The sequence below is a fragment of the Bacillus sp. FJAT-14266 genome (assembly GCF_001719225.1).
In the GTDB taxonomy this organism is placed as follows: domain Bacteria; phylum Bacillota; class Bacilli; order Bacillales; family Bacillaceae; genus Bacillus; species Bacillus subtilis.
Window position 1 is genome coordinate 150,001 of sequence record NZ_CP017072.1, and the last position, 12,456, is coordinate 162,456.

The window sequence follows — 12,456 nt, forward strand, 5'->3', positions numbered from 1 at the left end:
TACCTTGAGGCTAGCCCTAAAGCTATTTCGGAGAGAACCAGCTATCTCCAGGTTCGATTGGCATTTCACCCCTACCCACACCTCATCCCCGCACTTTTCAACGTGCGTGGGTTCGGGCCTCCATTCAGTGTTACCTGAACTTCACCCTGGACATGGGTAGATCACCTGGTTTCGGGTCTACGACCACGTACTCATGCGCCCTATTCAGACTCGCTTTCGCTGCGGCTCCGCATCTTCTGCTTAACCTTGCACGGGATCGTAACTCGCCGGTTCATTCTACAAAAGGCACGCCATCACCCGTTAACGGGCTCTGACTACTTGTAGGCACACGGTTTCAGGATCTCTTTCACTCCCCTTCCGGGGTGCTTTTCACCTTTCCCTCACGGTACTGGTTCACTATCGGTCACTAGGGAGTATTTAGCCTTGGGAGATGGTCCTCCCGGATTCCGACGGAATTTCACGTGTTCCGCCGTACTCAGGATCCACTCAGGAGAGAACGAAGTTTTGACTACAGGGCTGTTACCTCCTATGGCGGGCCTTTCCAGACCTCTTCATCTACCTCGTTCCTTTGTAACTCCGTACAGAGTGTCCTACAACCCCAAGAGGCAAGCCTCTTGGTTTGGGCTAATCCCGTTTCGCTCGCCGCTACTCAGGGAATCGCATTTGCTTTCTCTTCCTCCGGGTACTTAGATGTTTCAGTTCCCCGGGTCTGCCTTCTCATATCCTATGAATTCAGATATGGATACCACTCCATTACGAGTGGTGGGTTTCCCCATTCGGAAATCTCCGGATCAAAGCTTGCTTACAGCTCCCCGAAGCATATCGGTGTTCGTCCCGTCCTTCATCGGCTCCTAGTGCCAAGGCATCCACCGTGCGCCCTTTCTAACTTAACCGTTAAAAAGAATCACCATGTGATATCTTGTATTACTATTGAATGTGATGTCTACTGTTATCTAGTTTTCAAAGAACACGTTGGTGGAGCCTAGCGGGATCGAACCGCTGACCTCCTGCGTGCAAAGCAGGCGCTCTCCCAGCTGAGCTAAGGCCCCGTTATATAAGATGGTGGGCCTGAGTGGACTCGAACCACCGACCTCACGCTTATCAGGCGTGCGCTCTAACCAGCTGAGCTACAGGCCCATCTTAACTTATTCAAGGAACAAAGTTCCTTCAAAACTAAACAAGACAGGGAACGTTCTGTTTATAAGACCCAAGGTCTTATATTCCGTATAATATCCTTAGAAAGGAGGTGATCCAGCCGCACCTTCCGATACGGCTACCTTGTTACGACTTCACCCCAATCATCTGTCCCACCTTCGGCGGCTGGCTCCTAAAAGGTTACCTCACCGACTTCGGGTGTTACAAACTCTCGTGGTGTGACGGGCGGTGTGTACAAGGCCCGGGAACGTATTCACCGCGGCATGCTGATCCGCGATTACTAGCGATTCCAGCTTCACGCAGTCGAGTTGCAGACTGCGATCCGAACTGAGAACAGATTTGTGGGATTGGCTTAACCTCGCGGTTTCGCTGCCCTTTGTTCTGTCCATTGTAGCACGTGTGTAGCCCAGGTCATAAGGGGCATGATGATTTGACGTCATCCCCACCTTCCTCCGGTTTGTCACCGGCAGTCACCTTAGAGTGCCCAACTGAATGCTGGCAACTAAGATCAAGGGTTGCGCTCGTTGCGGGACTTAACCCAACATCTCACGACACGAGCTGACGACAACCATGCACCACCTGTCACTCTGCCCCCGAAGGGGACGTCCTATCTCTAGGATTGTCAGAGGATGTCAAGACCTGGTAAGGTTCTTCGCGTTGCTTCGAATTAAACCACATGCTCCACCGCTTGTGCGGGCCCCCGTCAATTCCTTTGAGTTTCAGTCTTGCGACCGTACTCCCCAGGCGGAGTGCTTAATGCGTTAGCTGCAGCACTAAGGGGCGGAAACCCCCTAACACTTAGCACTCATCGTTTACGGCGTGGACTACCAGGGTATCTAATCCTGTTCGCTCCCCACGCTTTCGCTCCTCAGCGTCAGTTACAGACCAGAGAGTCGCCTTCGCCACTGGTGTTCCTCCACATCTCTACGCATTTCACCGCTACACGTGGAATTCCACTCTCCTCTTCTGCACTCAAGTTCCCCAGTTTCCAATGACCCTCCCCGGTTGAGCCGGGGGCTTTCACATCAGACTTAAGAAACCGCCTGCGAGCCCTTTACGCCCAATAATTCCGGACAACGCTTGCCACCTACGTATTACCGCGGCTGCTGGCACGTAGTTAGCCGTGGCTTTCTGGTTAGGTACCGTCAAGGTACCGCCCTATTCGAACGGTACTTGTTCTTCCCTAACAACAGAGCTTTACGATCCGAAAACCTTCATCACTCACGCGGCGTTGCTCCGTCAGACTTTCGTCCATTGCGGAAGATTCCCTACTGCTGCCTCCCGTAGGAGTCTGGGCCGTGTCTCAGTCCCAGTGTGGCCGATCACCCTCTCAGGTCGGCTACGCATCGTTGCCTTGGTGAGCCGTTACCTCACCAACTAGCTAATGCGCCGCGGGTCCATCTGTAAGTGGTAGCCGAAGCCACCTTTTATGTTTGAACCATGCGGTTCAAACAACCATCCGGTATTAGCCCCGGTTTCCCGGAGTTATCCCAGTCTTACAGGCAGGTTACCCACGTGTTACTCACCCGTCCGCCGCTAACATCAGGGAGCAAGCTCCCATCTGTCCGCTCGACTTGCATGTATTAGGCACGCCGCCAGCGTTCGTCCTGAGCCAGGATCAAACTCTCCGATAAAGTAGTTTGACTGACTACGCACATCGCTGTGCGATTTTTAAAAACTGAATTAACAGGTACGTTTTGTCTTGTTTAGTTTTCAAAGAACTTTGTTTACCGCTCGTTTAAGCGACTTTATTATCATAACATTTACCGTCGTTACTGTCAACAACTTTTTAGCATTTTCTTTTCAAAAAAGCTGTTCGTCATCAGCGACGTATATTAGAATAACACCTTCAGTTGTCTAAGTCAATACATAATATCAATTAAATGATAAATTGCTTAATGACGACTAACGCAGCTATTCCGGGTATCCCTAAAATTCCGCTGATAGCTGTTGTAACCAGATTAATCGGCACATGAATGCCAAGACTGCCGCCAAACATATTTACACAAACCAGCAGCAAAGCACCTGCCACAAATTTAACAGCTGTGATGCCAATCCACTTTAAAGGCTTCGCAGATGAACCTGATAAAAAAAGAAGAATAACCAGTCCTAAAATAATCCCAATAATAAAAATAGGCTCCATGAATCTTCTCATCTCCTTCGCTTGTTCTAGTACAAGCTTATGAGAAGATCCAGGAGTTTAGACCACTTACTTCCACCGGCTGATTTTTAAATTTCGCTGCTTCGCTTCCCTTAAGTAAAAAAAATACTTCGCTTCAGCTACTTTCAGTTCGTATAACACTTCAGCAGACGGTTCTAAGCTTTTTTCAACCAGCTTTTTTTGCCTGTTCCACTCTTCCTTTTGCTTAAAAAGCTGCTCGGTTAGTTTTTCATCAAACTCTCTTCTTAATGTTTTCTTGCGAAGAAAACCCATGGATCGCTTTTTCCTCCTTACAATTCACGTCTTCCTTCAAGTGCTTTAGAAAGAGTGACCTCGTCAGCATATTCCAAGTCACCGCCGACGGGCAGTCCGTGGGCAATACGGGAGAGCTTAATACCAGACGGCTTGAGGAGCCTTGATATATACATCGCCGTTGCTTCCCCTTCTATATTAGGGTTTGTCGCGAGGATCACTTCTGTCACTTGATCATCCTGTAATCGTTTTAACAATTCTGGTATTTTAATATCCTCCGGTCCGATGCCGTCCATTGGAGAAATAGCGCCGTGAAGAACGTGATACTGTCCGTTGTATTCCTTCATTTTCTCCATAGCGATAACATCCTTAGGGTCTTGCACAACACAGATAACAGACTTATCCCTGCGCGTATCTTCACATATATAGCAAGGGTCCTGATCTGTAATATGCCCGCAAACTGAACAATATGTCAGGTTGCGTTTCGCATTTACTAATGCTTTCGCAAAATCTAATACTACATCTTCTTTCATACCTAGAACAAAAAAAGCCAGACGAACCGCTGTTTTCGGTCCGATCCCTGGCAATTTCATAAAGCTGTCAATCAGCTTTGATATTGGTTCAGGATATTGCATGTTCTTTTATCCCCCTAGAATAAACCTGGCATGTTCATTCCCTTTGTAAATTGACCCATTGTTTCGTTTGTGATTTCGTCAACTTTTTTCAAAGCTTCATTCGTTGCAGCAAGCACTAAATCTTGAAGCATATCAATATCTTCAGGATCAACGACTTCTTCTTTGATGATAACATCCAGGATTTCTTTTTGGCCGTTTGCTTTTACTGTTACCATACCGCCGCCTGCAGTTCCTTCAACAACCTTTTCTGCAAGCTCTTCTTGAGCCTTCGCCATGTCCTTTTGCATTTTTTGCATTTGTTTCATCATTTTTTGCATATTACCCATTCCGCCACGCATAGCATTCACTCTCTTTCATTTTGTTAGTCTTTTATTTCAATTAAATCCGCTCCAACAAGCTTTTTCGCTTCGGCAATAAGCGGGTCTTCTTCAGCCGGTTCATTTGATCCTTCATTTTCCTGCTGATGATCTTCTAAAAATTCTTCTCTTATTTTACCCCATTGTGCTTCTGGAACGCCAATCAAATCCATTCTTTTTCCGAGCATCGATTCTAAAATCTGCTCAAGATTAGTCCGGACTCCGTTGTTATCCTCAGCGACCATTTTACAATGAATTTCATATTTGAATTTCAGAACAAATGCCGCCGATCCGGCAGCCACAGGTTCACTGTCATTCAGTAAAGCGGCATGTGATACTTTGTTTTGCTGTTTGAGATGAGCAAGAAGCTTGCCCCAACTGTTTCTGAGCAGATCAAGATCCGGTCTTGTGGCTTCCTTCAAAATCTCATGAATTCTGCCTACTGGCGCTTTGTAATTGGATTTCCCGCCCTTTGGCACACGCGGCGCTTCTTTTTTCGGGCTTTCCGCAGCTGCTTTTATGCCCGTTGTTTTGAGCCGCTCTACTTCCTGTTCGAGCTGCTGGATTTTTTTCATCAGCATATCCACTTCCGGGAGATCAGCAGCAGATTGATGTGAGGTTTGGCAAATCTTCACAACGGCCACTTCGAAAAAGATACGCGGATGATTTGTCCATTTCATTTCCTGATGGCTCTTGTTCAGAATATCAATCATTTCATATAGGGCCTGAGCCGGAATTTGTTCACTTAGTTCCCGGAACGTTTCATCGACTTTTACTTTCTCAAGCACTCCCTCTAAGCCAGGGGCTGTTTTGTACAGCAGCATGTCCCTGAAATAGAAAATCATATCTTCTATCAGCTTAGCTGGATCTTTTCCTTGCTGAAGCAATTCATTTAATGTTTCCAGTGCGTCAGAAACGTTTTTATCATGCAGGGATTTTGCAAGCTTCCCGATATATAATTGAGAAACAGCACCCGTAATTAAAAGCGCATCTTCGACTTTCAGGATATCGCCGCTGAATGATATGGCCTGATCAAGAAGGCTCAGGGCATCCCTCATCCCTCCGTCTGCAGCACTCGCGATGATTTCCAGCGATCCTTCCTCCACTTGCAGCTGTTCAGCATCAACAATTTTATTCATGCGGCCTACAATCGCTTGGGAGGTAATTCGTTTAAAGTCAAAACGCTGACATCTAGAGATAATGGTTAAAGGAATTTTGTGCGGTTCAGTTGTTGCTAATATGAAAATACAATGCTCAGGCGGCTCTTCTAATGTTTTTAGTAATGCATTAAAAGCGCCGATAGAAAGCATATGCACCTCATCTATGATATATACCTTATATGTTACGGCCGATGGGGCAAACTTCACTTTATCGCGAATGTCACGAATCTCATCAACACCGTTATTAGAAGCGGCGTCAATTTCTATGACATCGGATATTGACCCGTTTGTTATCCCTTTACAGGCCGCACATTCGTTGCATGGCTCATCAACAGGAGCATGTTCACAGTTGACAGCCTTAGCAAATATTTTGGCTGCACTGGTTTTTCCGGTTCCTCTTGGCCCGGAAAACAGATAGGCGTGAGAAAACTTTTTTTGCAAAAGGGCATTTTGCAGCGTTTTTGTAATGTGTTCTTGTCCGACCACATCTTCAAAGCGCTGAGGCCTGAATACTCGATATAAAGCTTGGTAACTCACGGGTTTGCCCTCCTCCGTTATTCATCATTCCCATTATACATGAACCTTGTTTCGATTCCAAAAGCTCTTTTTACATAACAAAAAACTCACCTAATATTAGGTGAGTCTGAAAATTTGATGATTGATTTACCGTGCACCTTCTGTCGATTCGCTACCCTAAGCGTTACTTAAGCAGTTAGCTCGGCCCAGGCAACCCTGCGGCACATGAGAGGTTTCACTTAATGCTGCTTCCTTCCGGACCTGACATGGTTCATGAATTCCCATTGCGCAGGACCCAAACGTCAACACCACTTACTTAAGGCAGGCCTTAAAGTAAACGAACCTCGAGAAGGGATTCGGCCCTGCTAGAGCGGATTGCAGGTACAGGGCACCGCTACCTCCCCGCTTAGCACGGCAAAATAAATATCAAATTTTATGTTGCATCTATTACGATGCACACTTAAGTATATCTGTTTCCCCTAAAAATTGCAACCGTACTATTCAGACAAGTTTTTCCTGGCAGCTTTCTTCTTTTTTCTTAGTTCTCTGAAAAACGCACTGAGCATTCCGCCGCATTCTTCCTCAAGTACACCGCTCACCACTTCAGCCTGATGATTAAAGCGTTCCTCCTGGAGAAGGTTCATTAGCGTGCCTGAACAGCCGCCTTTCGGATCAAATGCGCCAAAAACCACTTTTTCCACTCGAGAAAGTACGACTGCACCAGCACACATTGGACAAGGCTCAAGCGTCACATAAAGAGTCGCACCTTCCAACCGCCATGTTCCCAGTGCCTTACACGCTTCATCAATCACAAGCATTTCTGCATGGGCAATAGATCGTTGCTCAGTCTCTCTTAAATTATGTGCACGCGCTATAATTTCATCATTAACGACAAGCACCGCACCTATTGGCACTTCACCTTTCTCTTCAGCCTTTTTCGCTTCTTTAATTGCTTCTTTCATATAAAGTTCATCTTGTGTCATAAGGATAAGCTCTCTTTTCAAAGTTTTTTCATTGCCTAAAAAGGCTACATATTAACTATAACTGAAACGGAAAGGAGACTGTCGATTGTCCAAAGCAGATACAGCCCTTCTCATTGTAGACATGATCAATAATTTTGAATTCGATATGGGAGAAACCCTCGCTAAAAAAACAGAAAAAATCGTTCCTCATATTTTATCATTAAAGGAGCACGCGAGACAAAATGAATGGCCGATTATTTACATCAATGATCATTATGGACTTTGGCAAGCTGACATTAAAAACATTCAGCAAGAATGCACAAATGAAAGAAGCAAGGATATCATCACAAAGATAGCCCCGGAAGATGCTGATTATTTTTTAATCAAACCAAAACATTCCGCTTTCTACGAAACTGCACTTCACACCCTTCTTACTGAGTTGCAGGTGAGACATATTATCTTAACAGGTATAGCCGGCAATATATGTGTGCTGTTTACCGCTAATGACGCTTATATGAGGGAATACAGCATCACGATTCCTAAGGACTGTATCGCGTCAAACAGTGACGAAGATAACGAATTCGCCTTAACTATGATGGAGAATGTTCTTTTCGCAGAAATTACGACGGAAGAACAAATTACAGAAAAATAAACATGATCAGCGCTTTTCTTTCATACATTGATATCGATATGAAAGGAGGCGTTTTTCATTCAAATTTATGTGGTAAAACAAGGCGACACTCTTTCTGCTATCGCTTCACAATACAGAACAACCGTAAGTGAGATCACTGAAACGAATGAAATACCGAATCCCGACAGCCTTGTTGTCGGACAAACCATTGTCATTCCAATAGCCGGCCAGTTCTATGATGTGAAGCGAGGTGATACCCTGACATCCATCGCCCGGCAGTTCAATACAACAGCAGCCGAGCTCGCAAGGGTTAACCGCATCCAGTTAAATACCGTGCTTCAGATTGGTTTCCGTTTATACATCCCTCCAGCTCCTAAACGAGACATCGAATCAAATGCTTATTTGGAGCCCCGAGGAAATCAAGTCAGCGAAAATCTCCAGCAGGCGGCCAGAGAAGCGTCGCCCTACTTAACGTACCTTGGCGCATTCAGCTTCCAGGCACAGCGGAACGGAACCTTAGTCGCACCGCCTTTAACGAATTTAAGGAGCATTACAGAAAGTCAAAATACAACATTGATGATGATTATAACGAACCTAGAAAACCAGGCATTTAGTGATGAACTTGGCCGGATCCTTTTGAACGACGAAACTGTAAAAAGAAGGCTTCTAAATGAAATAGTGGAGAATGCCAAGAGATATGGCTTCCGTGACATTCATTTCGACTTTGAATATTTGCGGCCCCAGGATAGAGAGGCCTATAATCAATTTCTCCGCGAAGCAAGGGATCTTTTTCATCGAGAGGGCTTAGAAATTTCTACGGCACTTGCTCCTAAAACAAGTGCAACACAGCAGGGCAGATGGTATGAAGCTCATGATTACAGGGCACATGGCCAAATTGTCGACTTTGTTGTTCTCATGACATATGAATGGGGCTATAGCGGCGGGCCGCCTCAAGCGGTTTCTCCAATTGGACCTGTCCGTGATGTCATAGAATATGCTTTGACTGAAATGCCTGCGAACAAAATTGTCATGGGCCAGAATTTATATGGATATGACTGGACGCTGCCATATACAGCAGGGGGAACTCCAGCAAGAGCAGTAAGCCCTCAGCAAGCAATTGTCATAGCTGATCAGAACAATGCTTCCATTCAGTATGACCAAACCGCTCAAGCTCCTTTCTTCCGCTATACTGATGCAGAAAACAGAAGGCACGAGGTATGGTTCGAGGATGCCCGCTCGATTCAAGCAAAATTCAATCTGATTAAAGAGCTGAATTTAAGAGGCATCAGCTATTGGAAGTTGGGTCTTTCCTTTCCACAAAACTGGCTGCTGCTGTCTGATCAATTTAATGTTGTCAAAAAGACGTTTCGATAATTTGGAAACGTCTTTTTTTCATGGGGGCACCCAAGGGTTGTGATACAATATGAAGGTCGGTAACTGACGCACGTTTTTCAGATATAAGGAGGATTCCGATGAATACAGCCCCTTTTATTGCAATAGAAGGTCCTATCGGGGCAGGAAAAACAACTCTCGCAACGATGCTCTCACAAGAATTCGGATTCCCTATGATCAATGAGATTGTAGAGGATAACCCGTACCTTGATAAGTTTTATGACAATATAGAGGAATGGAGCTTCCAGCTCGAGATGTTTTTTCTTTGTCACAGATACAAACAGCTTGAAGACACCAGTGATCACTTTTTAAAAAAGGGACAGCCTGTAATAGCTGATTATCATATTTATAAAAATGTGATTTTTGCGGAACGCACCTTGTCTCCACATCAGCTGGAAAAATACAAAAAGATATATCACCTGCTAACGGATGATCTGCCAAAGCCGAATTTCATCATTTACATAAAGGCCAGTCTGCCTACATTGCTACACCGCATTGAAAAACGCGGGCGCCCCTTTGAGAAAAAAATTGAAACTAGCTATTTGGAGCAGCTGATTTCAGATTATGAAGTCGCCATCAAGCAGCTGCAGGAAGCAGACCCTGAACTTACAGTGTTAACCGTAGATGGTGATTCAAAGGATTTCGTTTTGAATAAGAGCGACTTTGAACGCATTGCCGCCCATGTAAAGGAGCTTATCGTATGAAGGAACATCATATCCCTAAGAATTCAATTATTACAGTAGCAGGAACAGTAGGTGTCGGAAAATCGACTTTAACAAAAACTTTAGCTAAACGGCTTGGATTTAAAACATCTTTGGAGGAAGTCGATCATAATCCATATTTGGAAAAGTTCTATCATGATTTTGAACGTTGGAGCTTTCACCTTCAAATTTACTTCTTAGCTGAACGCTTCAAAGAACAGAAAACAATTTTTGAAGCCGGCGGAGGTTTTGTACAGGATCGTTCGATTTATGAAGATACAGGAATTTTCGCAAAAATGCATGCTGATAAAGGGACAATGTCAAAGGTTGATTATAAGACTTACACAAGCCTTTTCGAAGCAATGGTAATGACACCGTATTTCCCACACCCAGATGTGCTGATCTATTTAGAAGGAGATCTGGAGAACATTTTAAACCGGATTGAACAACGCGGCCGTGAGATGGAGCTTCAGACAAGCAGGTCTTATTGGGAAGAAATGCATACACGCTACGAGAACTGGATAAGCGGTTTTAATGCCTGCCCTGTTTTAAAACTTCGCATTGAAGATTATGATCTTCTTAACGACGAAAACTCGATTGAAAATATTGTAGATCAAATTGCTTCAGTTATTCATGATAATCAAAAAAAGTGAATCTCAGTCGAGATTCACTTTTTCTTTAAAATAAAAAATCCGCCGCACCGAATGCAACGGACAAAACAATCTCCAATATATGCTTGTGTTTCATTAGAATTAAAATCAATATGGCGGAGGAAGAGGGATTCGAACCCCCGCGGGCTTTGACACCCCTGTCGGTTTTCAAGACCGATCCCTTCAGCCGGACTTGGGTATTCCTCCGTATCGACAAGACTTACTATATCACGTATGTTCTCGTGTGGTCAAGCATTTTTAAAAACTTTTTTTGTTTTTATGAAAATGCCGTGTTTACATAAGCAAAAAGGCGCACCTTGTCAGGCACGCCTTTCCATAATTTACGGTTTCATTACTTCTCTATTCCCCATATAAGGACGAAGCACTTTCGGAATCACAACGCTTCCGTCTTCCTGCTGATAATTTTCTAAGATAGCAGCAACTGTTCTTCCAACCGCCAGTCCTGAACCGTTCAGTGTGTGTACATGCTCAGGCTTGCCTTTCGCTTCACGTCTGAAACGAATATTCGCACGTCTCGCCTGGAACGCTTCGAAGTTGCTGCAAGAAGAGATTTCTCGATATGTGTCTTGGCTTGGAATCCAAACTTCGATATCGTATTTTTTCGCAGCCGTAAAGCCTAAGTCACCCGTACACATGCTCATGACACGGTATGGAAGCTCAAGCAGCTGAAGAACCCGTTCTGCTTGGTTTGTAAGTTTCTCTAATTCTTCATAAGAATCTTCAGGCTTCACAAACTTTACAAGCTCAACTTTATTAAATTGGTGCTGACGAATTAATCCGCGTGTGTCACGTCCTGCTGAACCAGCTTCAGAACGGAAGCAAGCACTGAATGCCGCATAGTTGATCGGCAGGCTGTCACCTGAAAGGATTTCATCGCGATGCATGTTTGTAATCGGCACTTCCGCCGTTGGAATTAAGAAATAATCTTCTTCTCTGATTTTAAATGCATCCTCTTCAAATTTAGGAAGCTGCCCCGTTCCCGTCATGCTTGCGCGGTTTACCATATATGGCGGGATCACTTCAGTGTAGTTATACTCATCCACATGCAGATCAAGCATAAAGTTATAAAGCGCACGCTCCAGACGAGCACCTAAGCCTTTATAGAACACGAAACGGCTTCCTGTTACTTTGGCAGCACGTTCAAAATCCAGAATACCCAGCTCATCCGCAATATCCCAGTGCGGCTTCGGCTCATAAGCAAATGAAGGCTTTTCACCCCATTTACGCACTTCTACGTTGTCGTCTTCTGTTTCACCGACAGGTACAGACTCATGCGGAATATTCGGGATTGAGAGCAGGATTGTATCAAGCTCAGCTTCCACTGTCCGTAATTCTTCATCGAGCTTTTTAATTTCCTCGCCGACTTCACGCATTTCTTTAATAATGTGATCCGCGTCTTTTTTCTCACGCTTCAGCACAGCAACCTGCTGAGAAACTTCATTTCGTTTTCCTTTTAACTCTTCAACCTTGCCGATAAGCTCTCTTCGTCTATCATCCAGCGCCTCAAACTTATCAAAATCAGTTAAGTCTTCGCCTTTGTGTACAAGCTTTGCTTTAATTTCTTGAAAATTTGCTCTCAGCATTTTCGTATCAAGCATGCGAAACACTCCTTTTTTTATTGATTTGTCGAAAATAAAAAGAGCCCTCATCCCCATAAAGGGACGAGAGCTCTCGCGTTGCCACCCTGATTGAAAACAAATCAAAGACTCGTTTTCCACTTTCAAACATAACGGTTATCCCGTAAATGCCTACTTGTTTCAGCATTTCGCTCAAGGATGGATTCAGACAGCATCTTTCACCGATTCGCACCAACCATCGGCTCTCTTAGAAAGAGAGGCTCCCTACTAGTTCCTATCAACGCTTT

Annotated in this window: 11 protein-coding genes, 3 tRNA genes, 2 rRNA genes, 1 other RNA gene and 1 other annotated feature (2 of these 18 cut by a window edge); of the genes, 4 read left to right on the plus strand and 13 right to left on the minus strand. The window is 44.7% G+C overall.

Annotated elements, in window-relative coordinates; genetic code table 11:
* The 11 genes from BGM23_RS00890 to tadA all read right to left on the minus strand — a co-directional run.
* Positions 1-893 (minus strand): 23S ribosomal RNA (locus BGM23_RS00890) (it extends 2,035 nt beyond the left edge of the window).
* Between the two features lie 80 nt (positions 894-973).
* Positions 974-1,049: transfer RNA gene (locus BGM23_RS00895), tRNA-Ala, on the minus strand.
* A gap of 11 nt (positions 1,050-1,060) precedes the next feature.
* A tRNA-Ile gene (locus tag BGM23_RS00900) sits at positions 1,061-1,137 on the minus strand.
* Positions 1,138-1,239: 102 nt separating this feature from the next.
* Positions 1,240-2,789, minus strand: a 16S ribosomal RNA gene (locus tag BGM23_RS00905).
* Together the 16S and 23S rRNA genes with 2 tRNA genes alongside form the textbook arrangement of a ribosomal RNA operon.
* A 245-nt stretch (positions 2,790-3,034) precedes the next feature.
* Positions 3,035-3,298, minus strand: a complete 264-nt coding sequence (bofA, locus tag BGM23_RS00910; protein ID WP_046664352.1) for a sigma-K factor-processing regulator BofA — start codon at positions 3,296-3,298, stop codon at positions 3,035-3,037.
* Between the two features lie 66 nt (positions 3,299-3,364).
* Positions 3,365-3,589 (minus strand): YaaL family protein, encoded by a 225-nt coding sequence (locus tag BGM23_RS00915; RefSeq protein WP_003242387.1) that lies wholly within the window; start codon positions 3,587-3,589, stop codon positions 3,365-3,367.
* 17 nt (positions 3,590-3,606) lie between these two features.
* The gene (gene recR / locus BGM23_RS00920; RefSeq protein WP_003225425.1) at positions 3,607-4,203 is read right to left on the minus strand and encodes a recombination protein RecR; all 597 of its coding nucleotides are present in this window, start codon (positions 4,201-4,203) and stop codon (positions 3,607-3,609) included.
* Positions 4,204-4,217: 14 nt separating this feature from the next.
* Positions 4,218-4,541, minus strand: a complete 324-nt coding sequence (locus BGM23_RS00925; RefSeq protein ID WP_003225427.1) for a YbaB/EbfC family nucleoid-associated protein — start codon at positions 4,539-4,541, stop codon at positions 4,218-4,220.
* Positions 4,542-4,564: 23 nt separating this feature from the next.
* On the minus strand, positions 4,565-6,256 hold the full coding sequence (gene dnaX, locus BGM23_RS00930; protein ID WP_003247135.1) for a DNA polymerase III subunit gamma/tau: 1,692 nt from the start codon (positions 6,254-6,256) through the stop codon (positions 4,565-4,567).
* Between the two features lie 129 nt (positions 6,257-6,385).
* Positions 6,386-6,650, minus strand: an RNA gene (ffs, locus tag BGM23_RS00935) — signal recognition particle sRNA large type.
* An 82-nt stretch (positions 6,651-6,732) separates the two neighbouring features.
* A complete protein-coding gene (gene tadA, locus BGM23_RS00940; protein WP_003226784.1) occupies positions 6,733-7,218 on the minus strand; it encodes a tRNA adenosine(34) deaminase TadA in 486 nt (161 codons plus the stop codon).
* 85 nt (positions 7,219-7,303) lie between these two features.
* Here tadA and BGM23_RS00945 point away from each other — a divergent pair, with 85 nt between their 5' ends.
* The 4 genes from BGM23_RS00945 (at position 7,304) to dck (ending at position 10,574) form a co-directional block, all read left to right on the plus strand.
* The gene (locus BGM23_RS00945) at positions 7,304-7,849 is read left to right on the plus strand and encodes a cysteine hydrolase family protein (RefSeq protein ID WP_003226786.1); all 546 of its coding nucleotides are present in this window, start codon (positions 7,304-7,306) and stop codon (positions 7,847-7,849) included.
* Between the two features lie 69 nt (positions 7,850-7,918).
* A complete protein-coding gene (locus BGM23_RS00950; RefSeq protein WP_024572658.1) occupies positions 7,919-9,202 on the plus strand; it encodes a glycoside hydrolase family 18 protein in 1,284 nt (427 codons plus the stop codon).
* 98 nt (positions 9,203-9,300) lie between these two features.
* Complete coding sequence (dgk, locus tag BGM23_RS00955; RefSeq protein WP_003226790.1) at positions 9,301-9,924, plus strand: deoxyguanosine kinase; 624 nt, start codon at positions 9,301-9,303, stop codon at positions 9,922-9,924.
* On the plus strand, positions 9,921-10,574 hold the full coding sequence (gene dck / locus BGM23_RS00960; protein ID WP_003226792.1) for a deoxyadenosine/deoxycytidine kinase: 654 nt from the start codon (positions 9,921-9,923) through the stop codon (positions 10,572-10,574). Before dgk ends, dck begins: the two co-directional genes overlap by 4 nt.
* Positions 10,575-10,685: 111 nt before the next feature.
* On the opposite strand, the gene BGM23_RS00965 is transcribed toward dck, so the two are convergent.
* A tRNA-Ser gene (locus tag BGM23_RS00965) sits at positions 10,686-10,778 on the minus strand.
* Positions 10,779-10,912: 134 nt separating this feature from the next.
* Positions 10,913-12,190 (minus strand): serine--tRNA ligase, encoded by a 1,278-nt coding sequence (serS, locus tag BGM23_RS00970; protein WP_003247131.1) that lies wholly within the window; start codon positions 12,188-12,190, stop codon positions 10,913-10,915.
* A 56-nt stretch (positions 12,191-12,246) separates the two neighbouring features.
* Positions 12,247-12,456, minus strand: a binding site (T-box leader) (it continues 3 nt past the right edge of the window).

Bases quoted from the DNA above. Each gene is read 5' to 3' on its own strand.
- bofA (WP_046664352.1), bottom strand. From the start codon at position 3,298: ATGGAGCCTATTTTTATTATTGGGATTATTTTAGGACTGGTTATTCTT.
- dgk (WP_003226790.1), top strand. From the start codon at position 9,301: ATGAATACAGCCCCTTTTATTGCAATAGAAGGTCCTATCGGGGCAGGA.
- BGM23_RS00925 (WP_003225427.1), bottom strand. From the start codon at position 4,541: ATGCGTGGCGGAATGGGTAATATGCAAAAAATGATGAAACAAATGCAA.
- dck (WP_003226792.1), top strand. From the start codon at position 9,921: ATGAAGGAACATCATATCCCTAAGAATTCAATTATTACAGTAGCAGGA.
- tadA (WP_003226784.1), bottom strand. From the start codon at position 7,218: ATGACACAAGATGAACTTTATATGAAAGAAGCAATTAAAGAAGCGAAA.
- BGM23_RS00915 (WP_003242387.1), bottom strand. From the start codon at position 3,589: ATGGGTTTTCTTCGCAAGAAAACATTAAGAAGAGAGTTTGATGAAAAA.
- recR (WP_003225425.1), bottom strand. From the start codon at position 4,203: ATGCAATATCCTGAACCAATATCAAAGCTGATTGACAGCTTTATGAAA.
- serS (WP_003247131.1), bottom strand. From the start codon at position 12,190: ATGCTTGATACGAAAATGCTGAGAGCAAATTTTCAAGAAATTAAAGCA.